Annotated in this window: 23 protein-coding genes and 3 pseudogenes; 13 read left to right on the plus strand and 13 right to left on the minus strand. The window is 55.2% G+C overall.

What is annotated here, in order from left to right; translation table 11 throughout:
- Positions 1–74: 74 nt before the first annotated feature.
- Genes P6287_RS09450 through P6287_RS09470 form a run of 5 tightly spaced genes read left to right on the plus strand, consistent with a single transcriptional unit; the run spans position 75 to position 5,934 of the window.
- Entirely contained in the window at positions 75–1,052 is a 978-nt protein-coding gene (locus tag P6287_RS09450) for a sugar ABC transporter substrate-binding protein (protein WP_101764408.1), read from the plus strand.
- Positions 1,042–2,565: a sugar ABC transporter ATP-binding protein gene (locus tag P6287_RS09455; RefSeq protein WP_277974867.1), complete on the plus strand. Its 1,524-nt coding sequence runs from the start codon at positions 1,042–1,044 to the stop codon at positions 2,563–2,565. Before P6287_RS09450 ends, P6287_RS09455 begins: the two co-directional genes overlap by 11 nt.
- Positions 2,562–3,575, plus strand: coding sequence for an ABC transporter permease (locus tag P6287_RS09460; RefSeq protein ID WP_192411843.1), 1,014 nt, complete (start codon positions 2,562–2,564; stop codon positions 3,573–3,575). Before P6287_RS09455 ends, P6287_RS09460 begins: the two co-directional genes overlap by 4 nt.
- Positions 3,568–4,554, plus strand: coding sequence for an ABC transporter permease (locus tag P6287_RS09465; RefSeq protein ID WP_277974868.1), 987 nt, complete (start codon positions 3,568–3,570; stop codon positions 4,552–4,554). Before P6287_RS09460 ends, P6287_RS09465 begins: the two co-directional genes overlap by 8 nt.
- Positions 4,555–4,566: 12 nt before the next feature.
- Positions 4,567–5,934: an LLM class flavin-dependent oxidoreductase gene (locus tag P6287_RS09470; protein WP_192411842.1), complete on the plus strand. Its 1,368-nt coding sequence runs from the start codon at positions 4,567–4,569 to the stop codon at positions 5,932–5,934.
- Here P6287_RS09470 and P6287_RS09475 read toward each other — a convergent pair.
- Positions 5,931–7,184 (minus strand): SfnB family sulfur acquisition oxidoreductase, encoded by a 1,254-nt coding sequence (locus P6287_RS09475; protein ID WP_192411841.1) that lies wholly within the window; start codon positions 7,182–7,184, stop codon positions 5,931–5,933. The genes P6287_RS09470 and P6287_RS09475 overlap by 4 nt on opposite strands.
- 109 nt (positions 7,185–7,293) lie before the next feature.
- A complete protein-coding gene (locus P6287_RS09480) occupies positions 7,294–8,322 on the minus strand; it encodes an NADP-dependent oxidoreductase (RefSeq protein WP_192411840.1) in 1,029 nt (342 codons plus the stop codon).
- 147 nt (positions 8,323–8,469) lie between these two features.
- On the opposite strand from P6287_RS09480, the gene P6287_RS09485 reads away from it, so the two are divergent.
- The 4 genes from P6287_RS09485 to P6287_RS09500 all read left to right on the plus strand — a co-directional run bounded on the left by P6287_RS09485 (position 8,470) and on the right by P6287_RS09500 (position 13,249).
- On the plus strand, positions 8,470–8,721 hold the full coding sequence (locus P6287_RS09485; protein WP_192411839.1) for a helix-turn-helix transcriptional regulator: 252 nt from the start codon (positions 8,470–8,472) through the stop codon (positions 8,719–8,721).
- A gap of 726 nt (positions 8,722–9,447) precedes the next feature.
- On the plus strand, positions 9,448–10,800 hold the full coding sequence (locus tag P6287_RS09490) for an MFS transporter (protein ID WP_101764401.1): 1,353 nt from the start codon (positions 9,448–9,450) through the stop codon (positions 10,798–10,800).
- The gene (locus tag P6287_RS09495) at positions 10,778–12,121 is read left to right on the plus strand and encodes an enolase C-terminal domain-like protein (protein ID WP_277974869.1); all 1,344 of its coding nucleotides are present in this window, start codon (positions 10,778–10,780) and stop codon (positions 12,119–12,121) included. Before P6287_RS09490 ends, P6287_RS09495 begins: the two co-directional genes overlap by 23 nt.
- 9 nt (positions 12,122–12,130) lie before the next feature.
- Positions 12,131–13,249: a beta-propeller fold lactonase family protein gene (locus P6287_RS09500; RefSeq protein WP_277974870.1), complete on the plus strand. Its 1,119-nt coding sequence runs from the start codon at positions 12,131–12,133 to the stop codon at positions 13,247–13,249.
- A gap of 156 nt (positions 13,250–13,405) precedes the next feature.
- On the opposite strand, the gene P6287_RS09505 is transcribed toward P6287_RS09500, so the two are convergent.
- Entirely contained in the window at positions 13,406–14,836 is a 1,431-nt protein-coding gene (locus tag P6287_RS09505) for a cytosine permease (protein ID WP_277974871.1), read from the minus strand.
- 279 nt (positions 14,837–15,115) lie between these two features.
- Complete coding sequence (locus P6287_RS09510; RefSeq protein WP_110866150.1) at positions 15,116–15,397, minus strand: VF530 family protein; 282 nt, start codon at positions 15,395–15,397, stop codon at positions 15,116–15,118.
- Positions 15,398–15,522: 125 nt separating this feature from the next.
- On the opposite strand from P6287_RS09510, the gene P6287_RS09515 reads away from it, so the two are divergent.
- From P6287_RS09515 to P6287_RS09525, 3 genes and pseudogenes are all read left to right on the plus strand, one after another.
- Entirely contained in the window at positions 15,523–15,831 is a 309-nt protein-coding gene (locus tag P6287_RS09515; RefSeq protein WP_110866151.1) for a hypothetical protein, read from the plus strand.
- Between the two features lie 264 nt (positions 15,832–16,095).
- Positions 16,096–17,441, plus strand: a pseudogene (locus tag P6287_RS09520) (ISNCY family transposase).
- A gap of 49 nt (positions 17,442–17,490) precedes the next feature.
- Positions 17,491–17,886, plus strand: a complete 396-nt coding sequence (locus P6287_RS09525; protein ID WP_277974872.1) for a helix-turn-helix domain-containing protein — start codon at positions 17,491–17,493, stop codon at positions 17,884–17,886.
- 133 nt (positions 17,887–18,019) lie between these two features.
- On the opposite strand, the pseudogene P6287_RS09530 reads toward P6287_RS09525, so the two are convergent.
- Positions 18,020–18,339, minus strand: a pseudogene (locus tag P6287_RS09530) (IS3 family transposase); the annotation flags it as partial.
- Between the two features lie 14 nt (positions 18,340–18,353).
- Here P6287_RS09530 and P6287_RS09535 point away from each other — a divergent pair.
- Positions 18,354–18,950: pseudogene (locus P6287_RS09535) on the plus strand (hypothetical protein); the annotation flags it as partial.
- Positions 18,951–19,068: 118 nt separating this feature from the next.
- Here P6287_RS09535 and P6287_RS09540 read toward each other — a convergent pair.
- The 8 genes from P6287_RS09540 to P6287_RS09575 form a co-directional block, all read right to left on the minus strand.
- Entirely contained in the window at positions 19,069–19,500 is a 432-nt protein-coding gene (locus P6287_RS09540) for a hypothetical protein (RefSeq protein ID WP_192411834.1), read from the minus strand.
- A 94-nt stretch (positions 19,501–19,594) separates the two neighbouring features.
- Positions 19,595–19,804: a glycine zipper 2TM domain-containing protein gene (locus P6287_RS09545; RefSeq protein WP_061718879.1), complete on the minus strand. Its 210-nt coding sequence runs from the start codon at positions 19,802–19,804 to the stop codon at positions 19,595–19,597.
- Between the two features lie 202 nt (positions 19,805–20,006).
- Positions 20,007–20,738 carry a YoaK family protein gene (locus P6287_RS09550; RefSeq protein WP_192411833.1) on the minus strand — a complete coding sequence of 244 codons (732 nt, stop codon included), beginning with the start codon at positions 20,736–20,738 and terminating at the stop codon, positions 20,007–20,009.
- A 195-nt stretch (positions 20,739–20,933) separates the two neighbouring features.
- Positions 20,934–21,794, minus strand: coding sequence for a DeoR/GlpR family DNA-binding transcription regulator (locus tag P6287_RS09555; protein WP_277974873.1), 861 nt, complete (start codon positions 21,792–21,794; stop codon positions 20,934–20,936).
- Positions 21,795–21,980: 186 nt separating this feature from the next.
- The gene (locus P6287_RS09560; protein ID WP_101764388.1) at positions 21,981–22,928 is read right to left on the minus strand and encodes a D-ribose ABC transporter substrate-binding protein; all 948 of its coding nucleotides are present in this window, start codon (positions 22,926–22,928) and stop codon (positions 21,981–21,983) included.
- A gap of 73 nt (positions 22,929–23,001) precedes the next feature.
- On the minus strand, positions 23,002–24,057 hold the full coding sequence (locus tag P6287_RS09565; RefSeq protein WP_101764387.1) for an ABC transporter permease: 1,056 nt from the start codon (positions 24,055–24,057) through the stop codon (positions 23,002–23,004).
- Positions 24,058–24,079: 22 nt separating this feature from the next.
- A complete protein-coding gene (locus tag P6287_RS09570; protein WP_277974874.1) occupies positions 24,080–25,618 on the minus strand; it encodes a sugar ABC transporter ATP-binding protein in 1,539 nt (512 codons plus the stop codon).
- Positions 25,615–26,268, minus strand: a complete 654-nt coding sequence (locus P6287_RS09575; protein WP_277974875.1) for a DUF2291 domain-containing protein — start codon at positions 26,266–26,268, stop codon at positions 25,615–25,617. The genes P6287_RS09570 and P6287_RS09575 overlap by 4 nt, the downstream gene beginning before the upstream one ends.
- Positions 26,269–26,512: the final 244 nt, after the last annotated feature.

Genomic DNA, 26,512 nt, shown 5'->3' on the forward strand with positions numbered 1-26,512 from the left:
TGATAATTTTTATTTCACACGCCAGATAACAGGCGTCACACAACATTATTTTATTGTTTCCAGGGATATTAAGAATGAAAAAGCACCGCCTGGCAGGTCTGTTATTGGCTTCTCTATCACTATTATCAGGAATGGCGCACGCCGAGGATCAACCGATTCCGTCGCTGGCGGGTAAACGCATTGGCATCACCGTCGCGGGTACCGATCACTACTGGGATTTGAAAGCTTATCAGGGACAAATCGATGAGGTGAAGCGCCTTGGCGGAACGCCGATTGCGCTGGATGGCGGTCGTAAAGAGTCGCAGCAAATTGCGCAGATTCAGACGCTTATTGCGCAAAAACCGGATGCCATTATTGAAACCCTCGGCACAGCGTCGGTGCTGGAACCCTGGCTGAAAAAAATCCGCGAAGCGGGCATTCCTTTATTTACCGTTGATACCGCCAGCCCATCCAGTATTAACGTCACCACATCGGATAATTTTTATATTGGCGAACAGTTAGCGTTAAAACTGGTAAATGACCTGCGCGGCGAAGGCAATATTTTGGTATTTAACGGTTTCTATGGCGTGCCGGTAGTCGCAATGCGCTACGACCAGTTAAAAGCCGTGCTGAAGTGGTATCCGAAAATTAAAATTATCCAACCTGAATTGCGCGATGTCATCCCGAATACCGTGCAGGATGCGTATGCGCAAATCAGTCAATTACTGAATAAATATCCGAAAGGTTCGGTGCAGGCGATTTGGGCGGCGTGGGATGTGCCGCAAATCGGCGCCACGCAGGCGGTAGACGCTGCCGGACGCAACGAAATCAAAACGTACGCGGTGGATGGCAGCCCGGATGTGGTGTCGCTGGTTAAAGATCCCAAATCCAGCGCGGCAGCGGTGGTGGCGCAGCAGCCGTATGTGATTGGCCAAACGGCGGTGCAGAACGTAGCGAAATACCTCGCTGGCGATCGTTCGCTGCCACCCGCAACCTATGTGCCGTCGATTCTGGTGACTAAGGAGAACGCTGCCGAAGCGCAGAAAACCCTGGGTCAAACGGATGGCAAATAACGCGCCACTACTGCAACTGCATGCCATTAGTAAAGCCTTTGATGGCGTGCCTGCGCTGCAATCGGTGTCGCTCAGCGTGCATGCCGGTGAAGTTCACGGCTTGATTGGCCATAACGGTGCGGGTAAATCGACGCTGATCAAAGTGTTAGGCGGCATTCACGCCGCCGATCGCGGCAGCATCGAGCTGGATGGCCAGCCGCTTACGCTCGCTACGCCCGCGCAGGCGCAACGCCAGGGCATCGCCATCGTACATCAGGAGCGATTGTTGCCCGGCTCGCTGACGGTGGCAGAAGCGCTGTGGCTCGGCAACGAACCGCGCTTAACCGGTACGCCATTTATCCTGCGACGTCGTATGCGCCAGCACGCAGAGCAGCAGCTGCAGCAGCACTTTGGTTTGCAACTCGATCCTGATGCGTTGATCGCCACGCTGAGCGTGGCGGAGCAGCAACTGGTGCAAATCTGTCGCGTGCTGCAAAACGTGCCGCGCGTGGTGGTGCTGGATGAACCGACCGCCGCGCTGGCGCGCTATGAAGTGCATGCGCTGTTCCGGGTAATTGAACGCATGCGCCAGCAGGGCATCGCGCTGCTTTATGTTTCGCACTATCTCGATGAAATTCAGGAGCTGTGCCAACGCGTCACGGTGCTACGTGATGGCAAAGACGTGGCGCAGTTCAACGCAGATCAGCTGTCACCGGCGGCACTGATCGCGGCGATGGTAGGCGACGCGCGCCATGAACTGGCACCGCGTCAGTCGCGCCGCGCCGGTGCGCAAGTACTGCAGGTTACTGCGCTCAGCGCGCCCGGCAGTTTTCACAGTATGTCGTTCACCGGCCGACAAGGCGAAATCATCGGCATCACCGGCTTGTTAGGTTCCGGCGGTAAAGCGCTGATTCGCGCGCTGTTCGGGCTGGAAAACGGCGTCAGCGGCAAGGTTACGCTGGGCGAAGTGATCGGCGTGCCGGCTTCTCCACATGCCGCAGTGAAGCGCGGTATCGCCTTTGTACCGGAGGATCGCCGCGCCAACGGCGTCGCGTTAGATGTGTCATTGCGTGACAATGTCACCTTAACCACGGTGCAGCGCTTACTGCGCTGGGGCGGTGTTTCGCGTCAGGCGGAGAGCGAACTGGTGGCGAAGAACATTCAGCAACTGGATATTCGCACGCCGGGCCAGCTGGCGGCGCTGCGTCAGCTTTCGGGCGGCAACCAACAGAAAGCGGTGCTGGCCAAATGGTTAAACACCGGTGCGCGTCTGTATTTGCTGGATGAGCCCACGGTGGGCGTTGATATTGCGGCTAAGGCGGCAATTTATCACACATTGCAGCAGTTGGCTGATGACGGCGCCCTGATTCTGGTGTTCTCCACCGATTTACTCGAACTGCAAACGCTGGCCGATCGCATTATGGTGCTGGCGCGCGGCGAACATGTCGCCACGCTGGAGGCACAGCACACCAGCCATCAGGAAATTCTCTCCTGGGCTTCGGGCACCGGCGCGTTAACGGAGCGTGCTTCATGAGTGATGTTACCCAATCTGCACCGCTTGTAGCACCGCGCAGCGTGCGTGGTCAGCAGTGGCTGCAACACGTTTCGCTGCTGATTATTGTGCTGGTTTTAGCCGTCTTTGCCTGGCTGTCGCCGATTTTCCTTACGGTGATGAATCTCGGCAACGTGCTGCAGCAAACCGCGGTGGTTGGCACGCTGGCGCTGGGCTTAACGCTGGTTTTGAGCGGCGGCGGCTTGCAGGGCATTACCGGCGGCATTGATCTGTCGATTGCCGCCAACCTTGGCCTAAGTGCGGCGGTGTTTGCCAGCCAGCTCAACGCCGGTCAGCCCATCGCGATTGCCTTGCTGCTGACGCTGTTAACCGGTGCGGCTGTGGGTTTGTTTAACGCGCTGGCGATTGTCTGGCTGGGGATTTTGCCGCTGCTGGCAACGCTCACCAGCATGAATATCGCTATCGGCCTGGAAATGGTGCTGACCAGCAACGCCTCGGTGTCAGCCAGCAGCGATCTGCAAAATCTGTTGTTAAGCAACGGTCCGCTAGCGGTGTCGTGGCTGGGCTGGTCGTTTCTGCTGCTGGCGTTTGGCGTGATAGCCTTGAGCCGCCTGACGTCCTTTGGCCTGCGCTTGCAGGCGGTGGGCAGCCATCCGCAGGCGGCGAATGCGGCGGGCATCGGCGTTAAACGCTATCAGGGTTTGAGCTACGTGTTGTGTGGCGTCAGCGCGGCTATCGCGGCAATTGCGTCGGTGTCGCTACTAAGCGGCAGTTCGCCTGGCGCCAACGACAATCTGTTGATGGTGATCGCGGCGGCGCTATTGGGCGTGGTGTTTTCCCGTCGTCTGGTGCCGACACTTGGCGGCGCACTGATTAGCGCGCTATTTCTCAGCCTGATTGCCAACGGCTTTCAGCTGATCAATGTCTCAAGTTACTGGATAAACGGCGTCGAAGGCGTGTTGATCCTATTAGTGGTGGCGTTAACCGCGCTGTTACGTCGTCGCCAGTCAAGGAGAACGCAAGGTGTCTGATTCTTTGTTATCACCTGTCGCGCCACGCCCGCGCCAGACCGGCTGGCTGCGCGCCATCATCGTGCTGACCTTTGTAGCGCTGCTCGTGTTCTTTATTGTCGCGGCGCCCGCTTTTGCCACTGTCTCCAATATTCGCAGTGTGTTGCTCAATAACGTCGCGCCGCTGGCGATCGTCGCCCTGGCGATGACGTTGGTGACACGCATTGGCGCGATTGATCTCTCGGTGGGCACGGCGATCGATATTGCCTGTCTGGTTTTGGTGACACTGGTGCTGCATCAGGTCAGTTTGCCAGTGGCGCTGTTCGCGGCATTAATTGCCGCGCTGCTGGTTGGCGTGTTTAACGCCTTTTTGGTGACACAGTTGGGCGTGGAGCCGTTTCTCGCCACGCTTGGCACGCTGTTTATCGGACAAAGCGTGCAGCAGCTGTCGTCAAATGGCGGACAACCGGTTTATCTGCTGAGCCAGAAACTGCCCGATGGGTTTTCGGCGATAGGTCACGGCGCGCTGCTCGGCATTCCGCTGCCGTTGTGGCTATTGTTGCTGGTAGCGCTGGCGCTCTATCAGTTGCTGCATCGCAGCGCCACCGGCCGTTCATTGCGGGTGATGGGCGAGCAGTACAGCGTTGCGCAGCATTCGGGCGTGCCAGTGAAACGACTCACTGCGCTGGCGTTTATTCTCGCAGCGTTGATTGCCGGTATCGTCGGTTTGATTCTGGCGGCCAACGTCAAAGCCTGGGTGCCGCTGTCGGGCAATGCCTATCTGCTGAATGCGATTGGTGCCAGTTTTATTGGCGCCACCTTCGCGCCATCACGTCGGCCCAATGTGTTAGGCACGCTGCTTGGCGTGGTGCTGCTGAGCTTTATCGCCAACGGCTTGCTGCTGGTCGGCTGGAATTTTTACTGGCAACAGGTCGCCACCGGCGGATTAATTTTCATTGTGCTGGCCGTCGGGGCTCTGCGCGCGCGTCGTCACAGCTGAGAGAGGTCAAAGATGAGCCGGGCACCGTTTTTACTGTTTGGTTTTATGATGAATGTGCCGGGCCACATCTCTGCAGGATTGTGGCGGCATCCGCAGGATCAGGCTCATCGCTATACCGAACTGCGTTACTGGACCGATATTGCCCTACAGCTGGATCGCGCCGGGTTTGATGCGCTGTTCATCGCCGATACGTTGGGCCAGCTGGACGTGTGGCAAAACAAGCCGGACGCGGCGTTGCGTCTGGCGACACAAATGCCGGTTAACGATCCACTGTTGCTGGTTTCTGCAATGGCAGCGGTGACGCAACATCTGGGCTTTGGCATCACCGTTTCTACCACCTACGAACAGCCGTATCTGCTTGCGCGCAAATTCACCACGCTTGATCACCTGAGCAACGGGCGCATCGCCTGGAATGTGGTGACGTCAATGCTGGATTCAGCGGCACGTAATCTGGGGCTGACGCAGCAAATTCCGCACGATGAACGCTACGATCGCGCGCAGGAGTTTCTCGATATCACCGGCAAGCTGTGGGAAGGATCGTGGGAAGAGGACGCGGTGCGGCGCGATAAGCAAAACAGCGTGTATAGCGATCCGGCGAAAGTGCATGCTATCAAGCATGCCGGGCGCTGGTATCAGGTACCGGATGCGCACCTAAGCGAGCCCAGTCCGCAGCGCACGCCGGTGCTGTTTCAGGCGGGAACCTCCAGTCGCGGGGCGCAATTCGCTGCACGCAACGCGGAAGTGATATTTCTCGGCGGCGTTACGCCGCAGGCCATTGCTGCGGATATCCAACGCATTCGCCAGTTAGCCGCAGCAGAAGGGCGCCATGCGGCTTCGCTGCGTTTCGTCACAGCGATCACGGTGATCACCGCAGAGAGTGATGAAGCCGCGCAGACTAAATATCGCGATTATCAGCAGTACATCAGCGAAGAGGCCGCGCTGGCACTGTTCTCTGCGTGGACCGGTATCGACTGGTCACAGGAGGATTTGGATACGCCGCTGGCGTTTCGTGAAACCGATGCCTGTCGCTCAGCCTTAGCCAGCCTGACGCGCATTGACGATCAAAAACGCTGGACGCTGCGTGATGCGGCGCGCTACATCGGCATTGGCGGATTGCATCCGCTGCTGATCGGCGGCCCAGAGAGCATTGCCGATCAGCTGGAACAGTTTGCCGCGGAGTCGGGTGTTGATGGTTTCAATCTGGCGTTGGCGATTAGTCCCGGCAGCTTTGAGGATTTTATCCAGCATGTGATGCCGGTGCTGCGGAGCCGAGGGCTTATCCGCGAAACGCCTGCGCACGCCGTAACCTTGCGCGAACGGTTGTTTGGTCAGCCGCGACTCACGGCTGACCATCCAGCGGCACGTTTTCGCCACCGTTAACTCCAGGCATGGCGCGGCGGCGGGGTGCCATTGAGGTAATAATTGCCAACATGGTAATACTTCCAGCGCACCGGATCGTGCAAGGTGTGGGTGCGCGCGTTGCGCCAATGGCGATCGAGGTTGAACTCCTGCAGCGTTGAGCGCGTACCCGCCAGTTCGAACAGCTTATTACCTGCCAGAATAGCGATTTCGGTGGTTAACACTTTGGCTTCAGCGGTAGCAACCGTTGCTGCTGCAACCGTGCTTTCATCTGGTTGCTGCAGCGCCAGATCAATCGCTTCGCCAGCGCGCCACAGTAAGGCTTCAGCGGCGTGCAGGCGAATTTTCAAATCCCCGACTGCCGCCAGCGTAAAGTGATCATCGGATGCGCGCTCCTGGCCGCTATCAATCCACGGACGTGACCGCTCGCGCACAAAATGCAGCGTGTCTTCAACAGTGCCGCGAGCAATGCCCACATCCACCGCCGCCTGAATAATCTGCGAAATCGGACCGGCGGCAGTCGGGCGCTCAAACGCCTGATAAGCCGGGATCACGCGGGAAAGCGGGGCGCGCACGTTCTCCAGCAGCACGGTGCCCGATGCCGTGGTGCGCTGACCAAAGCTCGACCAATTGTTAATGATGGTCACGCCCGGCGTGTTGCGGTCTAGCACGATCAGATGCGCGCGATCCTGGTCGTCGAGCGCCACCGCGTGAATCCGATGCGCCAGCAGCGCGCCGGTGGCGTAGAATTTCTCGCCGTTGATCACAACGTCATCACCTTCACGCTGAAAACGCGTCTGGAAATCGGCGACGGTGCGCGAATTCTTCTCGGAGAAAGCGTTGCCCCAGCGCAAGCCAGCCAGCACTTCGCCTAGTAGTTCTTGTTTCTGCGCCTCGCTGCCATCCGCCACCAGATGCGCCACGCCGGCTAAATGGTTCTGCGGTAGCTGACCGAGCGCGGAATCTGCCGCCGAAATGATGGCGATGACTTTCGCCACCGTCACCCAGGATACGCCCGCGCCGCCATAAATTTTAGGGATCGCCATCGCCCACAAGCCACTTTGTGAGAACGCATCCAACTCGTTGAGCGGCAAGATGCCTTCGCGGTCGCGCAGTGCGGCGTCACGCGCAAAGTCTGTGGCCAGACGTTGAGCAATTTCAATGGCTTCGGCATCATCACGAATGATATGCGCCGGTTCAGCAGGTAAGGGAATGGGTGCTTCAGGCTGTTGGGAATTGACCTTCAGGATGTGGGTTTGGCTGAGCGACATGAGAACTCCCGATAATGACGATGTAGGGAAAATATCTTCTCATGCGCTCAGCGCGCGCCATATCTCAATTGCGGCTATGCAAAGTGAAAAATAGCGTTAACACAACGGTTTACTGCGCGACTTTCACCACGGTTTTACCGAAGTTTTTGCCTTTTAGCATATCGAAAAACGCCTGCGGGGCATTTTCCAGCCCGTCGATCATGTGCTCGCGGTAGTGGATTTTTTGCTGCTCCACCAGCGGCGTCATCGCTTTGAGGAATTCAGGATAACGATCGCCGTAATCCTGGAAGATGATAAAGCCCTGCATGCGAATACGACGTTTAAGAATGCCGCCCATGATTTGCGGGGTGCGATCCGGGCCCGGCGGTAATTCGCGGCTGCTGTAACCAGAAACCAGGCCACACACCGGCACGCGCGCTGCGGTGTTCAGCAACGGGAATACGGCATCAAACACTTTACCGCCAACGTTTTCGAAGTAGATATCAATGCCGTCCGGGCAGGCAGCCGCCAGTTGTTCCGCAAAGTCGTCACGATGGTGATCGATACAGGCGGAGAAACCGAGCTTCTCAATCGCATAACGACACTTCTCTTCACCCCCCGCAACGCCGACGACATGGCAGCCTTTGAGTTTGCCAAGCTGACCCACCGTTGCACCGACCGGGCCGGTAGCCGCCGCGACCACCAGGGTTTCACCCTGTTTTGGCTGGCCGATATCCATCAAGCCCATATAGGCCGTAAAGCCCGGCATACCGAGAATGCCCAGCGCCCAGGAAGGATGGGGCAGATCGCCCAATTTCGCCACGCCGTTTCCGTCCGAAACCGCATAGCTTTGCCAGCCGCTTTGCGCGAGGACCACATCGCCTTGCTGGAAATCCGCGTGTTTAGATTCCACCACTTCGCTCACCGTGCCGCCAACCATCGGTTGGTCGAGTTCAGCAGGTGCAGCATAAGATTTGCTGTCATCCATGCGCCCGCGCATATAGGGGTCAAGCGACAAATAGAGCGTGCGCAGCAGGATTTGGCCGTCCTTCACGTCAGGAATGGGCTGCTCCACCAGGCGGAAATTCTCTTTTACCGGTTCGCCATGCGGGCGTGAGGCTAATAGCCAAGCTTGATTACGTTGATTAGATTGCGACATTTTTACCTCTATTAGCGTTTCCACGTGAGGCAAGTGTAGACGAGGAAAAGGCATTAAGGCCGCCTGTGCAGAACTTAAGTGTTGCTATATGATAACATTTTGGTAAAAATATAGACATTGTTATCATATACCAACAATAGAGGTTTTATGTTGCCTGGTTTGCAAGCAATAGGCGCTAAATGTCAGGAAAGGCGCAAGGCTAACCGTTGGACTCAAGCCGACGCTGCGACGCGTGCAGGCATTCATCGCACGGTTATTTCACAGATTGAAAACGGCCATTACGCGGGATCGTTGAAAGCATTTACTCTTTATTTGACGTCACTGGGATTGAAACTTTCAGCCATTGATTTCTCATTTCCACAGCTAGAAGACCTAAACACTTTATTTGATGAGGATTGACCTCATCCTTGCATGAATTTTCAATATGTAACTTTTGAAGTTACGTGCTTTATCGGGAGGATTTGTCCTTCAGGTAAATTAATTATCTACATTATCTTAGTTTTCATAGCTGTAACTACCCGAATGTCTTCAAACAACAACTTCTGAGAAAGCACTTTATGGAACCTGGGCCATTTGTGTACCAGGTCACCATAAATGGTGACCCTACAGGATTTATAGCGATGGTGAGTCAAAATAATGCATCGATGCAGCAGCGCGGGTGTTGAGGCGACATCCCAAACCGCTGAGTGAATGAGGGATTCCAGGGCGAGCCGCATGGATGCGGCGAGAGGCGGCGCTGAGCAGGAGCGAATCGGCGCCGGTCCGTCAGGAATCGTGAATGAGTGAAGGTACCGCGCAGCGGCGGATTGGGCTGGCGCAAGGCCCGGGAGTGCAGAGGGCGCGGCCAGGCGCCCTTTGCTCGGTCGCCACACGGCAAAACTGAAACAATCTGAGCCTATGGCGAACGAAAGTTGCTCAGTTTAATGTGAGGTATGCTCAGGCACGGGGCCTGTAGTGAGCCAGCGCACAAACCAAGCGTAAACTTGTCGACGCGAATTAATATAACACCATGAATTTTAACAATCATAGGGCATTTGCCTAAGCGGTATCGGGCAATGCCACATACACCTGGCCACACTCTGCTGCGTATACCTATAGCGATGCTTTTCTCCCTACAGGTGACGCATGACACAACAACAATACGTATTATCGCCCGATCATGACGCGCATATCGCCTCGGCTATCGGCAAGTTCTTCCGCCGCATCATTCCGATGCTGGCGCTGATGTTAATTGTGAACCAAATTGACCGGGCTAACATTGGCTTCGTAAAAGCCGAACTGCAAACGGATGCAGGCATTAGTGCGGCCGCCTTCGGCTTAGGCGCGGGGCTGTTCTTTATTGGCTATGCGCTGTTTGAAGTGCCGAGCAACATGATGCTGAAGAAACTCGGCGCACGCGTGTGGCTGACGCGCATCATGATTACGTGGGGCATGGTGGTGGTGCTTACCGGTTTTGTGAGTACGCCGCTGCATTTCTATCTGCTGCGTTTCCTGCTCGGCGTGGCGGAAGCCGGCTTCTTCCCTGGCGTGCTGTTCTATTTTCGTCAATGGGTGCCGAATGCGTGGCGAGGGCGAGCTACCGCGATGGTGTTGAGCGCCACCGCCAGCGCTTTTCTGTTCTCCGGTCCGCTCACCGGTGCCATTCTGATGATGCATGATGTTGGCGGCATCGCGGGCTGGAAATGGGTGATGTTTATGGAAGGCGGCGGATCGATGGTGATCGGCTTGCTGGCAGCCTTTGTACTGGTATCCAAACCGCAAGGCGCGAAATGGTTGAGCGATGCCGAGAAACAGGCGCTGGCGCAGCAGTTAGCGCTGGAAGATGATGCGCGCGAAGAGCACGCGGTGAAACACGGCCGCTGGGGCTTGATCAGCGATCGCAGCCTTTTGTCTTACTGCCTGATCTTCTTCACCATGACCATGACCGGCTACACGTTAGTGTTCTGGCTGCCGCAAATCATTCAGCGTATTCAGGGCTTCAACAGCTTTGAAACCGGATTGCTGACCGCCGTGCCGTGGCTGTTTGCTATCGTCGCGCTGTTTCTGCTCGGCAAAGCCACCGACCGCTATCGCGATAAACTGGACAAAGGACTCGGCATCGCCATGCTGATCGCCGCGTGCGGCACCTTTATGGCTACGCTGGGTACGCCGTGGTTTGGCTTTGTGGCGATGATTGTGGCCTGCATCGGATCCAAAGTGAGCGCGGCGTTCTTCTGGCCGATGCCGCAAAGTGAATTACCCGCCTCGATTGCCGCGCCCGGCATTGCGCTAATCAACTCGATTGGCAACCTCGGCGGCTTCTTTGCGCCCACGGTATTCGGCTACCTCGAAATGCACACCGGCAGCACCACCGGCGGACTTTACGCGCTAACCAGCGTGTCCGTGGTTACCGGACTCTATTTGCTGCTGCGTCGCAAACCTGTTCCACCCGCTTTCGGTCACACGGAGAGAAACCATGTCAGACAGTCCAGTCATTAAATCGATGCGCATCGTGCCGGTTGCCGGTTACGACAGCATGTTATTGAACATTGGCGGTGCCCATAACTGTTACTTCACGCGCATCATCGTGATATTGACCGATTCCGCCGGACATACCGGCGCTGGCGAAACGCCGTGTCATGCATCCACCTTGCAGCTGCTGGAACAGTTTCGCCCGCTGATAGAAGGCAGTTCGCTGCTGCGTCTCAACGCGACACTCAGCCAGCTGTTCAGCAGCGAGGCACGTCAGCAACAAACCTCGCACACCAACGACATTCATATCCCGCAGATGAATCCGGAGAAGTTTTATAACGCCGCCGCTGCCATTGAAGCGGCGCTGCTGGATCTGCAGGGCAAGCTGTTTAACCTGCCGGTGGCGGATCTGCTTGCCAGCGGTAAACAGCGTGACCGCATTCCGGTGCTCGGCTATTTGTTTTATATCGCCGATCGCAAGCGCACCAACATGCACTATCAATCGGGAGAGCATGAACAAGATGGCTGGTTCCGTCTGCGTCATGAGACGGCGATGGACAGCGATGCCGTGGTGCGACTGGCCGAAGCGGCAGTTGAGCAATACGGCTTCCGCGACTTCAAGCTCAAAGGCGGCGTGCAGCCAGGCGAAGTGGAAGTGGCAACGGTGGAAGCGCTACTGGCGCGCTTCCCAGAAGCACGCGTCACCGTCGATCCTAACGCCAGCTGGTCGCTGGATGAGGCGATTCGCTTTGGCAAGCAGCTCGCGGGGAAGGTGCCGTATCTGGAAGATCCTTGTGGCGCTGAACAAGGCTATTCGGGTCGGGAAACGCTGGCCGAGTTTCGCCGCGCCACCGGTGTGCCGGTCGCGACTAATATGATCGCCAACGACTGGCGCCAGCTGCATCATGCGCTGCAACTGAATGCCATTGATATTCCGCTCGCCGATCCGCACTTCTGGACGATGCGTAACGCCAACGTGGTGGCGCAGCTGTGCAACGAATGGGGGCTGACAACCGGCTGCCACTCCAATAACCATTTTGATATTTCGCTGGCGATGGTGGCGCACCTGGGTGCCGCCGCGCCGGGCGATCGTCAAACCGCCTTTGATACGCACTGGATTTGGCAGGACGGTCAGCAGCTTACGCGTCAACCGCCGCAGATCCGCGATGGTTATCTGGAGTTACCGCCGGGGCCGGGATTGGGCATCGAGCTGGATATGGATCGCATCGAACAGGCGCATGCGCTATATAACGCGCTGCCGGATAAAAATCGCAACGATGCGCTGGGGATGCAGTTTTTGATCGATAACTGGCGCTATGACGCCAAACGTCCGTCATTGGTACGCTAAGGAAGCAGCATGAAGAACCTATTACGCGCGGCGACGCTTTTAGCATCGTTGGCCGCCAGCGCGCCGTTGCTGGCGCAGACTTTTGTCTACGTTTCAGAAGCCGATGATGGCACCATCGCGCGCTACGCGCTGAATGAGCAAACCGGTGCATTGCAACTATTGGGACGCACTCAGGCCGGCGGCAAAGTGATGCCGATGGCGTTGAGCGCCGATCATAAACATCTGTACGCCGCGATTCGCAGTAAACCGCTGCAACTGGTGAGCTGGAACATCGACAGCAAAACGGGCGATCTCAGCCCGTTGAATAGCGTATCCGCTGCGGCCAGTTATCCCTACATCAGCACGGATCCGCAGGGTCGTTTTCTGCTGGGCGCTTCCTATGATGGCGATGTGGTGCACGTTTATCGACTCAATAGCGACGGCAAGCTGATTGCGCCGCCGGTCGGGAGTTACAAAACTGGACATGCCGCGCACTCGGTGATTGTCGATGCGAGCGGCGAGCAGGCTTATGTCGGCAATCTCGGCACCGATCGCGTACTGCAATTGAAGTTGAGCGCCGAGGGCGAGCTGACGGGGTTAGGCAAAGGCTATGTTAAAACGGCGACAGAAAACGGACCGCGCCATTCGGTGTTGTCGCCGGATAATCGCTATCTCTACAACATCGGTGAAATGGGCGGCATCATTACGCAGTTTCGTCGTGAAGCCAGCGGTGAGCTGGTGAAAGTGGCGGAGACGCCAAATGCGGTAGCGGAAAAATATCAACTGCAACACGGCAAAGAGCGACCGCCGGGCTACAGCGACACCACGCCGCGCATCTGGGCGGCCGATATTCGTCTGACACCGGATGGCCGTTTTCTCTATGTCAGCGAGCGGACCAGCAGCACCATCAGCGGATACCGAATTAATAAAGCAGACGGCAAACTGACGCTGATTGATAGCTGGCAAGTGGAGAAACAGCCGCGCGGCATCGCGATAACCGCTGACGGATGTTGGTTGATTGCCAGCGGCGAAAAGAGTGCGGTGACCGGTAGCTATGCCATTGACCAAGAAAGCGGTGCGCTGAAGCGCGTTGGCGAAGCACCGGCCGGCGGTGACGCCAATTGGGTGACGGTGGTGAGTTACAAATAATCCCGTAGAATTGCCATTAATGGCGACCAGGTGCGCCTTACAGTTGCTTATATTTCTCGTTGGTTAAAGTGTAGCGATGGGCTGGCTGCATGATAATGCGCTCAAAGTTGCAAGCACTTGTGAGCGCGATTCATTAATACGACATGCGTGACAACGTCACTGATTAGGGTAGATAGAGTGCGACAAGGTCCCTCGACGATCGACCTTTCTTGCGGCTAACCACAACAGTGCGGTGACAAACCAGCCAATAATCCACGACACATCATTACCGGCAAAAATCCAGGTTAACGATCCGTGATGCAGTGGATTATCAATGAACGGCAACTGCACCAGCACGCCGCAGAAGTAGACAATTATGCCCGCCCAGTTCCAGCGACCGTAACGTCCGTTGGGCTGGGAAAGCGCCGGTACATCGACTTTACCTTTGGTGATCAGGTAGAAGTCGGTCAGACTGATTGCGCTCCAGGGCACAAAAAAAGCCAGTAAAAACAGCAGGAAATGAGTGAAGGATTTCAGGAAAGCGGGTTCGCTAATCAGCGCAATCACACAAGAAATGGTCACCATTAACACCACAAACAAAATGCGGCCGCCACGACTTAATGCGGTTTTCTGACGGAAGCCAGAAACGATGGTGGTGAGCGACATAAAGCTGCCGTAAGCATTCAGCGTGGTGAAAGTGATTTTGCCAAAGCAGATCGCGAAGTAGATCACCATCGCCATCGTGGCGCTGCTGCCTAAACTGACAATATAGCCAACCTCGTTGCCAGAGAAGGCCTTACCGGCAATCGCCGCGACAATCACACCCAACGTCATCGAAGCCTGCGTTCCTAAAACCGTGCCGAAGAAAACGCAGCTGAAAAGTTTTTTGGCTGAGACGTTGGCCGGTAAATAGCGCGAATAGTCAGAGACATACGGACAAAATGCAATCTGCCATGACGACGACAACGAAACGGCAAGCAGGAAGTTAGCGACCGTGAAATGCTGGTTCTGCCACACCGCGGACAGATCATGGGTTGAGAGCAACGTGATAAACAGGTAAACAAAGGCAAGCACGCCAATCACGCTGGCTACTTTACCGAGCTTGTGAATCACGCGATATCCCAGCACCGCGATGACGACGATAATCGCACTGAACAGGATCATGCCTGACGCATTGCTGGTATTAATCAGTTTGGCGAGCGCCTGTCCGGCCAACACCGTGCCGCTGGCAGAGAATCCGACATACATGATGCACACCAACACCAACGGAATCACCGCACCATATACGCCAAACTGCATGCGGCTGGTGATCATTTGCGGCAATCCGAGACGCGGTCCCTGAATGGCATGCAGTGACATGATCGCCGCGCCCACAACTTGCCCAACCAGCAAGCCGATGATCGACCACACCACATCGCCGCCCAACACCACGGCCAGCGCGCCGGTTACGATGGCGGTGATTTGCAAATTGCCGCCAAACCACAAGGTGAACTGGCTGAAAGGATGTCCGTGGCGTTCGCTCGGAGGAATGTAATCAATGGATCGCGTTTCTGACAGGCGCTGTTTCTCTGCGCCGGCGTAATCTGCTGCAGGTGATTCGGCTGACATAGTTTCCTCGCTAAAACGGCTAAAGATGGGAAATTATTGTTAGTATGATGTGGTTTCTCTTGGTGGTACATGTATATACATGTAGCGATATTGTCATGCAGCATGGAAACTTACAATACGATCGGTCATTGGAAAATGTGATGACACGGGCAAGGTTGGGAAGTTATGAAATGGAGAGAACGGAGGAGTTGATATGACGTCGCTGCGTGAATTCTGCAAAAAGAGCAGGGTGGAAGTTGCCGAGAATTCACGTAGCGCTGCCGGTTTTGTCGCCAGAAATTACTGATCCTTGCCCATAGTCCAGGGATTTGGCGCGGAATCATCTGCCTTATCCGCAGCAAAATCATCCAGTGAATCCAGATACAGTGCTTCAACCTCAGCGCGTGCCCAGGGTGTGCGGCGTAAAAACTTCAGGCTCGATTTAACGCTTGGATCGCTTTTGAAGCAGTTGATATTGATGAGTTTACCCAGTTCGGCCCAGCCATAATGGGCGACCAGCGCATTAATTTGCATCTCAAGCGTGACGCCGTGCAAGGGATCTTTGGAGCGATGATCGTTCATAGGAAATCCTTAAAATGTTGACGGCAAAGGTTACAAGAAAGCCACGCAAGCGGCAATGGTGCGATCTTCATTGCCGGTAAATGCTGTACACTTGTTGCCAGAAAATCACTATTGGACGGTACGCTATGAACGACAAGAAAATGATTTCCATCGATCAATTCAATCTCAGTGAACGCGTTGCAGTAGAAGAAGCGTTTAAGGGATTGATGGAGAAGTATCGCCAGCGCACTGGCAAAGAGCCGGATGCAAAGAAAGAGAAAGAGTTCACGGCGGAAGCCCGGCAGCAGATTATGACGACGAAACTGGCCAAAGAGAAAGCGCTGGCTGAAAAGGCAAAGAAAACGCCAACGCGCAGGAAGAAACCTGAATCGTTGAAAGAGAGCGAAGTCAGTGATTTCAACTGGAAGGCGTCGGTGATTAAAGGGCGCAGATAACGGCAACGTGCGTTCAACAATCCGTCGCCGGGATGATCGCGGGTTACGGATTGTTGGTGACGGAGGTGAAAGAAGGCAGGTGATGAGCGGATAATGGTTGAAGTGCGCAATGAGATACTTCATTTAACATAATATACATTATGCGCCCTTTGGTTGTTACTCCAAAGCGCTAATGTCGTACGGAACAATTCACAGATGTCGTCCCTGAACTAACCTTAGATCTCCTCAGGCTTAGCTCAGGATGCAGACTTTATGTTGGTGACTATGACAGATAAAGATCTATACCGGCTCGGCATCATCCAGCGCGTTCACGACCACACTCTGCTGCAGCGTGAAGCTGCTCGCCTTCTTGAACTTACCGTTCGTCAGGTGCAACGTGTTTTACGTCGTTACCGTGAACACGGCGCGGCGTCGGTTGTTTCTACCCGGCGCGGTCGTCCCGGCAATAACCGCATTCCCGAAGATTTACGCTGCGCTGCTTTGCAACTGATCCGGCAACACTATGCGGATTTTGGTCCGACGCTGGCCACAGAGAAGCTTCTTGAACGACACGGCATTCCGGCTTCCGTTGAGACAGTCCGTAACTGGATGATCTCTGACGGACTCTGGCGGCCACATTCACGGCGTCAGGTTCACATCTATCAGCCCCGACACCGGCGCGACTGCCTCGGCGAACTTGTTCAACTGGACGGCTCACATCATGCCTGGTTTGAGGAACGCGCGCCGAAGTGCTGCCTGCTCGTGTACATTGACGATGCCACTGGCCGCCTGATGCACCTTCGCTTTTGTGACTCTGAGTCTGCGTTTGATTATATGACGGCTACGCGTGAATACATTGATTTACATGGAAAACCTGTCGCATTCTACAGCGATAAGCACGCCGTATTTCGGGTCAACGGCACGGACGCGCGCCGCAGCGGAACCACGCAGTTTGGACGTGCGCTGCGCGATCTGAGCATTGAGCTTATCTGTGCCAACAGCAGCCAGGCCAAGGGACGCGTTGAGCGCGCTAACCAGACGTTGCAGGATCGGCTGGTCAAGGAGATGCGGCTGCATAACATCAGCTCCATTAGCGAGGCGAACCGCTGGGTTGCAGGTTTTATCGATGACTTTAACCGGCGTTTTTCGCGGCCGCCAAAGTATCCGAAGGATTTGCACCGTCCGGCTGATTTAGCGCCGGAAGAACTCGATGATATCTTTGCCTGGCAGGACCTGCGCAAGCTCTCAAAAGCGTTGACATTTCAGTATGATAAAATGATATACCTCATTGATCCAACAGATGAAAACACCCGGATCGCCGGCGAAAGAGTCACGGTCTACGAGTATCCGGACGGCAGAATCGCCTTCCGGTATGCACACAGGCTGCTGCGCTATCAGGTCTTTGATCGTCTTGCCTGTGTGGATCAGGGGGCGATCGTTGATAACAAGCGACTGGGCGCGGTTCTGAGGCTGGCACTGGAAAAGCAGGACGAACAGGAGGCCGAAGGTCAGCGTACACGAAGTAAAAAAATGCCGCGCAGGCGGCTCAGGAGCGTGCGCTTGAGGAGTTGCGGGCAATCAACCCCGTGCTGGTCAGCCCCGAAGACTTTGTTCCGAGCCTGAAGCGCTGACGTCTTTCCCCTGCCCGCCTAACCGCAGGCAGCGATAAGAGGTGAATGCATGAATGAATTTAAACCACTCGTCCTGCTGCGTGACCAGATGCGCGCCGACCTCATCGAAGCGTTTCTGGCACGGGATATCTCGCTGGCCGACGCCGCCGAATCGATGGAGCTGAGCCGCCGGCAATGCCGTCGCCCGGTTAAGCGGTATCGCGAAGATGGCCCGGAAGGACTGATTAACAGGCGTCGTGGTAAACCCGGTAACTATCAGCTGAAAGACGACCTGAAAGCTCAGGTGATAAAGCTTATCCGCACCCGCTGCCGCGGTATGAGCCCGACTGGCGCATGGCGATTACTCAATGCCGGTTTTGGTCTGAGCATCTCAAAGGAAACCGTCAGAAAACTGATGATTGCCGAAAATACGTGGGTAGCTCACCCCAGAAACACGCCCAGATAACCAGACTCTGTCCATGTAAAGAATGACACTTTAACTTAGCCAGATAGACGACATCTTAATAATGGATAGACATTGGTTGTAGTGGCTAAATTCAGATGTCCGCCTCGGAGATGCGGATGTTTTGTTGGACTGGTTATGTTGAGATCCTCAGATGCTGCCGGTACTTCACCGGGCTCATTGCACCTAATGAGATTTTAATACGCTCCTCGTTATACCAGCGTATGTACCTGTCCAGGAAGCACATAAAATTTTCCAGCGTTGCGCCCGCCCAGTTTCTACCGTAGTACATTTCATTTTTGACCCGCCCGAAGAAGCCTTCGCACGCTGCGTTATCCGATGAGCAACCTTTGCGCGACATGGACCTTATAAGTCCCGACGCGTTGATACGTCAAGCCAGCCCGGCCATCGATAATGACTGCCTCTGTCGCTGTGTATTACCGGCTTTTCATTTTCTCTGAGCGTATCCCGGACTGCTGGCACTGGCGAACCGCCGCCGTGGATTTTGCGCGGTAATCGGCAGCTTGTTCATGGCCTTGCTGAACTTGCTCTGGGCATCATTCGAAATAATTACGCCGACTTTGTTCCGACGCTCGCCTGCGAGAAGCTGGCCGAACTCCATGACGTTGTGCTGGCTAAAGAGACCGTGCGTCAGCTGATGGTTCGCGCCGGACTCTGGATCCCCCGGAAAATGCGTGCGCCGAGGATCCAGCAGCCGCGCTATCGTCGCGCCTGCGTTGGCGAGCTGATACAGATCGACGGCTGCGATCACCGCTGGTTTGAGGAACGCGGTCCTGCCTGCATGCTGCTGGTCTATAGTGATGATGCAACCAGCCAAATCATGGAGCTTCTGCTCGTCAAGACGCCTACCATTACCCTGACGGGAAAAAAGAACCCCGTCTAAACGGCATTGCTCTTCCCTGCTCCACTTACGATCGGCTTTCAGAGATTGATCAGGGCGCGGTCGTCGACAATAAGCGGCTTAGCAGAGCGCTTGAATTTACCCAACTGGTACAGGAAAACGGGATGATACCCACTCCCGGTCCGTGCCTGCCGGTGATGGTCCTTAACGCAGGAGCGCAAAGACTGCCGGTAATGCCGCACTGGAGCTGGCGGCGGATAAAGAGCGTGCGGCTAAAGTCCAGCTGGTTTTCTGAATGATAACCGGAGAGAAAGCCTCTCCGGTTATTTCCTGAAACGGACTAAATCCTTCAGGGTGGCGTGTTCGAATTCGGGTAAAGCAGCAAAAATGCCATCACCTTTCATGTCATAAATTTGCTGAAAATAAAATTTTGCGCCATCAATTGCACCCAGAGCATAGAGCGCACGCGCAAGCGTCATTCGGGAAAGTATTTGGTTGAGTTGCGCTTCCCTGTCGAGGGCTTCTTTCGCCGCTTCAATTGCTTCCTGATAGCGCTGACACTGGATTAATATTGCGCCATAGCCGCTCATAATCCAGAAATAGATATCGTCATCTCGCAGATGCGCTTTGGCTAATTCAGCGGCTGCACCCCATGAACAGGCTGCAGCCTGATGCTCACCCAGCGAATCAAGTGAAATACCTCGATTCGCTAAATCGAAGGCTTTCTCATGCCAGTTTTTACGGTGGAACTCCATGTCATCACCTCATTTTGCGGTAGGAACAGTATTGATATCCTATGCAGCATAAATGAGAGTGAAATAAAGTTCATAGTTACGCGAGAATATTTCCTTACCTGCTAACTTCGTGTCCGATTAAACCACCGATCGCCGCGCCACCCAATGTACCGAAGGTGCTACCACCGGTAAGTACCGCACCGCCTACCGCACCAACACCGGCACCAATCGCGGTATTTCTGCCACGATGCGACATGCCACAAGCGGTAACAGAAAACATGACCAGTACGACAATAGCAATATTACAGCTGCGTTTTAAAAGCATACAAAGCCTCACTGCCATGAATAGATGGCATGCAAAAGTGTTTATTTGATTGTTGTTAAAATACCCAATCTGTTGTGACTGGTACTGCTCGTCGGCGTGAATTTAAGGTGTTTTATGATGAGACGGAAGGTAAAAATTCTTATTTGCGGCTGGCACTAGCGAGGCGGCGAAAAAGTCGCCGCCTTGCACACGCTCCATCATGTCAGGAAGCCGCCCGCTTTACCCGTGCCACCGTTCTCACCATCGCCAATGTGGCAACAATCAGCAGTATGCCGCCGACCATCGACATGGCTTTGAAACCTAGATGTTTAAACATCATCAGGCCGACAATCCCGCCGATCAGGAAGGAAAATATCGTGGTCAGATGCGTCCACAGCTGACGTTTCTGGCCCGAGAGTTGTTTCGACGGATCGCGGCGGAACAGCGCGGCTAATACCGATGCCAGCGAAATTCCGGCATCGGTCAACGTGCCGGTAATATGGGTGGAGCGCACGCGACCATTGGATAACTGCGTAGAGGTTGAATTATGCACGCCCATCAGGAAGCCCAGAATGACAATAACTTCCCGGTTGTTGGCCGACGAATAAAAGAACATTTCAAACAGCGATAACGCTATTAAGGCCAGCCCTTCAACCCACAATATTTGGCAGAATATAATGCGATTGCCATTGGCTAATCCGCTGATCACCACCATTCTCGCCGTGACCGCACCACAAACAAAGGCAAACAGGATGGTGGCTAAAAAGGTGATATCACGGAAATTAACGTTCGATACTTCGCTGGATAATTGAGAGGTATTACCTGACATATGCGAGGGGAAAAAGCCAAACGCCCCCAAGGCGATTGCATTGAGCACGCCGGCGGCCGTGGCGAGCCACATTGCCAGATTCCTGTCCTCATCATGCGTTCGTGTGCGTTTAAGTTTAATCAGCATCAGATACCTCATTATTCTGAACCAGGGCCGAATAATAACCATAGAGCACTACGCAGCGTACATAACCAGGAAATCCCCGAATAAGACGCTGAGCAGATTAAAGAAAGTAAAAAAAATCAACGAGGCGGGATATATTTAAATTAATGTAAAGATTGGCATGCCATATAAAGGTCGCCATTTAAGGTACCCGCCTTTTCAGACATTAACCGAATGATTTATTTTCACCGGGGCGACCACCACATTTACGCCTAAATCCTGCATCCGTCGCAAAATAGGCACCGGCGTGCCCTGATTAACAATTACCACATCGAATTCACTCAGATGCGCAAAACGGTGCAAAGCCCGGCGTTCAAACTTGGTGTTATCCATCATCAGAATGCGTTTCTGCGCGGCATCAAACATCGCGCGCTTAGTCTCCACCGTTTCGGCGGATTGGTGGAACACTGCATCATCGATAATCGCTGACATGCTGACGAAAAAAACATCGGCGCGCAGGCTGGCAATTTCATCCCGCGTCATGCGGCCCATAAAAGCATTGCACCAGTGATAGAACTGTCCGCCGAGGCCCATCAAAGTGATATCGCGGCCATTGCGCAGCTCGTTCATTAGGGTCAGAGAATTGGTGATCACCGTTAGCGGCGCGCGCGCCGAGAGCAGCCGCGCCATCTGCAGCACGGTGGTGGAATCATCGAGGAAAATCGCCTGTCCCGGTTCGAGATAGGTCGCGGCGACATCGGCAATCGCCTGTTTCTCTTCCAGCTGACGCGTGGCGCGATAGATATCGCTGGATTCAACCAGACTAGTTGGCGTCGCGGACACCACGCCGCGCGATTTATGCAGCAGGCCACGCTCAACCATTTCGTCGATATCACGATGGGCGGTCATCAAACTGATGCCGAAGCGATCGGTGATGTCTTCGATGCGAATCGCCCCTTCTGCCATCACCGCTTCGGCGATTAACTGGCGACGGGCCAGTTGCCGCGCCTGACGGCTATCGCTGGGTAAGGTTTCGGCCATAAATACGCCAAGTGAAGAGTCCTGCGGGTTATGCGCCATATTTCATCCGGGAAAGTGAAGCGAGAAGCGTTTTCGGCACTCATTACAGCGTTTAATACGGATTTTGGCAAATTGCGGGTAACGTTACACTGCGTGATAAATCGCGCCGCTACGAATACGTGCGTTTCAAAGGTGGTTGTTATAAAAAACGCACATAGCGTAGTGGCGCAATTTATTGCGCAACTTTTACTGCTTCAGAACAAACGGTGAAGCAAAGTTACCGGCGTTCTCTTTGGTGATCAGGATGCAGTCAAACAGCTGCTTCTCGGAGGCCGCACCGGTTTTGCCGGTTTTCAGGAAGCTATCCGCCTGCTCTACCGCTTTCTGCGCGAACTGCGCCACCGGCTGCATTACGGTGTAGGCCAGCGTACCGGCTTTTACGGCGTCAACCGCATCCGGTGAACCGTCAAAACCGCCGACTTTGATCTGATTCAGCTTGCCAGCTTCTTTCAACGCAGCGATCGCGCCCAGCGCCATTTCGTCGTTGCCGCTGATCACGCCTTTAATATTGGGATTGGCTTGCAGCAGTGACTGCATTTTGTTGAAGCCTTGTGTGCGATCCCAGTTAGCCACTTCCTGACCGACTTTCTTCAGCGTGGGATATTGCGACAGCACCGTATCAAAACCGTTGGCGCGGGTAGCGGCGTTATTATCTGACGGCGGGCCGACCAGCTCGACATAGTTCGCACTATCGCCCACCTGCTTCACCCACTCCATTGCGCCAACCGCCGCGCCCTGCGCGTTGTTAGAAACCAACTGCGCTTTGGCGAGCCCGCTCTGGTTCAGTTCGGCATTGATGATAAATACCGGAATATTGGCGGCGATGGCCTTTTTCACCGAGCCGACCGAACCATCGGCGTTCGCTGGATCGAGAATAATCGCCTTCGATTTATTGGTGATCGCCGTATCAATCAGCTGACTTTCGGTATTGGTATCGCCTTTGTGCGCACTGACTTTGGCGCTGTAGCCCAGCTTTTCCGCCGCTTTCTGCGCTACCTGGCCTTCCGTTAGCCAGTAAGGGTTGGAAGGATCGTTAACGATGATGGTCATTAACCCGTTATCTGCCCAGGTGGGTGCAGCAAAAGTGGTGATAGCCATAGCCGCAGCCGCGATGAAGAGACGTTTAGTGAACATAGTTGGTGCTCCGTTATTATTTGGGGTACAGGTTTTACGGATATCCGCGCGCTGCTGAAACAGCGCGCGTGAGTTAGCGAGCGCGTCGTCCGTATTGCAAGGTGTTGAGCAATACCGCCAGCACGATCACGGCACCAGTGAACACCGTCTGCCAGTAAGCAGAGACGCCGATAATCACCAGGCCATCAGAGAGAAAACCAATCACGAACGCGCCAAGCAGCGTGCCGCGCACGTTGCCGCGTCCACCGGTCAGGGCCGCGCCACCAATCACCACTGCCGCAATCGCAGTCAGTTCATAAGTGGTACCAGCGGTTGGGCCGGCCGAGGTAAGCTGTGAGGAGAGCACCAGCCCGGCGAGTGCCGCGCAGACGCCAGACAACACATAGACGCTGATTTTGATGCGCTTCACCGGAACACCCGACAGATCGGCCGCACGTTCGTTACCACCCGACGCGTACAGCCAGCGCCCAAACGCTGAGCGGCTAAGCAGGAACCCACACGCCAGCGCCACCACGCCCAGCACCAGCACGCCAACCGGGATATTGAAGAGGCGATTAAAACCGAGCCAGTCGAAACCGGTATTCCCTAGCGCTTCGCTGCCGGAGAGTTTGTTGTAGGTCAGACCATTAGTGATCAGCAGCGCAATGCCGCGCGCCACATACATGGTGCCGAGCGTGGCGACGAAGGCCGGAACGCGGAACCAGGCGATCAGCACGCCGTTGACTAATCCCACCAGCGCGCCCACCACCAGCGTCAAAATCGCCACCGCCCACACCGGTAGATAGAGCACCACGCCGAGCGCTTCGAGGTTGATGCCCTGCATCATAAATCCGGCCATCACTCCAGCGAGACCCAGCGTAGAGCCCACTGATAAATCAATGCCACCGTTGAGGATCACCAGCAGCATGCCGATCGCCGGCAAACCGAAGATCGCCACGTGCGACGCCATGGTGAGAAAGTTAGCGCCGGTAAAGTAGTTGGGCGACAACATGGAGAAGGTAGCGATAATCACCAGCAGCGCGATGAATGCGCGCCCTTCCAGCAGCAGGCGCGCCACATTCAGCTGCTTGTCGCTTTTTTTCTTGTTGACCACCGGCGGCGTGTCCAGCGTTTGGGTTCTGTCAGTCATACCTTTTGCTCCACTTTTCATGTCATGCCACCAGAGACTCGCCTGAAGCGGCCATAATGCGTTCTTTACTGACGCTGGCGTCGAAGATGGCGGAGATGCGCCCTTTGCTCATCACCACAATGCGATGGGCAATACTCAGGCATTCGCCCACTTCCGAGGTGGTATACACCACCGCCAGCCCCTTTTTGGCATTCTCCGCCAGCAGGCGAAACACTTCCGCTTTAGCACCGATGTCGATGCCGCGGCTCGGCTCATCCAGCAGTATCACTTTGGGACGGGTGGCGAGCATTTTGCCGATCACCACTTTTTGTTGATTGCCGCCGGAGAGCGATCCAATCGCCGCATCGCCACCAGCGGTTTTCACCGTCACGTTACGAATGCTGTCGTTGACCAGCTGTTTTTCCCGGCTTCTGGAGAGCACCAGTCCGCGTACAAAGTCGCCGATGCTGGCGAGCGACAGGTTTTCTCCCACCGACATGGTTTGTACCAGGCCATCGCGCTGCCGATCTTCCGGCACCAGCGCCAGCCCAATTTGAATGCGTTGTGAGATGGTCAGCGCGGAGATATCGGTGTCCTGCAGCAGAATGTGACCGCTGCTTTGCTGCAGACGGCCGGCGATGCACTCCAGCAGCTCGGTGCGCCCCGCGCCCATCAGCCCGTAAATGCAGACAATCTCCCCGGCTTGCACCGCCAGCGATAAGTTGTCCACCAGCCGAATGCCGGTTTTACTTTTCAGCGTCAGATCTTTTACCGTCAGCGCCGGCAGCCCGAATTCGTAGCCCTGCGGCGGCGATCCCAGATCAAAGTGATCGCCCACCATGTTGCGCACGATCCATTCGAGATCGATCTCATCGCGTTTGGCATAGGCGGTCATCACGCCATCGCGCAGCACCACCGCCCGATCGGTAATCTCCAGCGCCTCCTCCAGATGATGTGAGATATAGACAATCGCCACGCCCTGGCTGGTTAAATCACGGATGACCTGAAACAGCACCGCCACTTCTGCCGCACTCAGTGCCGAGGTCGGTTCATCCATGATCAGAATCTGCGAATTCACCGACAGCGCGCGGGCAATCTCCACAATCTGCTGCTGTCCCAGACGCAGGTTTTCCACCGGCGTCAGCGGATCGATCTCCTCCTCCAGCGCCGCCATCAGGTGCGCTGTCACGCGCGCCTCTTCGGCATAATCGACGCCGCCCGGTTTCATGATTTCGCGCCCCATAAAGATGTTGTCGCGCACGTTCATATTCGGCGCGAGATTCAGCTCCTGATGGATAATCGAGATGCCACAGTCACGCGCTTCGGTGGCGGATCGAAAGGTCTTCTCCTCGCCGTGTAACAAGATTTCCCCGGTTGTTGGCGTAATCACACCAGACAAAATTTTCATCAGCGTCGATTTACCCGCGCCGTTTTCACCAAACAGCGTGGTCACTTCGCCACGACGAATTTCGAAATTGACGCCCTTAAGCGCGTGCGTGGAGCCGTACACTTTGCTGACGTTGCGCGCTTGCAGGATCACTTCGCCTTTCAGCAAGGCGGGATTGAGATTGAACGGTTTCATTTCACCTCCATGCTGACCGGCGTCACCATCCAGTTTTTCGCGTTGAGTAAGCGGAACACGCCAATCACCTGCACGGTTTTGCCCGGCAACGCATCACGATCCAGCTTGTCGAGCACTGCGCTTTTCATCGCACGATTGATGGCGGAACCGGCATTTTGATATTCGATTTGGTTCGTGAAATCACCGAACTGGATCTTGCCGTTAGCGTCACGCAGATCGGTGCCGGTAATCGCCGGACCGGTTTGCAGCCGCACCTGCATATCACCTGCTAATCCATCGATTTTCAGCGGGAAGATGCCCATCTGCCCGGCTTGCACCACGCCGGAGAACTTGACGGCAAAGACCGGCAGCGGTGCGCCAACGCCATATTTCTGCACCGCTTCCTGCTGATTAGTTTGCAGCGCATCGGCTAACGTTTTGGCGTCTACTGCACGTGATGCCACATCCTGCTGGATGGTCGGGAAGGTTTTCTGGCCGTAACTGTCGGGGGAGAAGCCTTGCTCCTGCGCATCTTCGGCGGAGCCAATTTTTACCACCTTGGTGTCGAGCGCCATCGCCGCGATCAGCGCAATCACTACCACGCCGAGGGTGGCGTAGCGCCGCACGCGCTTGCGGGAAATTTGCTGGGCCTGGATTGAGACATCGGACATAACGTGACCTCTCACTGACATCAGCTGCGATAATCGCGCCGATAATGTTATAAATGTGATAACTTGTGTGATGAGAATTGTGCTGATGTGACTAAATTGTCAACAGGTGACGCGCAATTTTTTCAGGAGAGCGATCTGGATCGCTTAATTGATGTAGCCCCCATCACAAAGCGCAATAAACCCCGCGCTATCAGCCTGTTCGCCGTGTTATCTCATTTCTACTTGTAAGGTTTTGACGCCAGAT

The sequence above is a fragment of the Pantoea sp. X85 genome (assembly GCF_029623675.1).
GTDB classification, from domain to species: Bacteria; Pseudomonadota; Gammaproteobacteria; order Enterobacterales; family Enterobacteriaceae; genus Pantoea; species Pantoea leporis.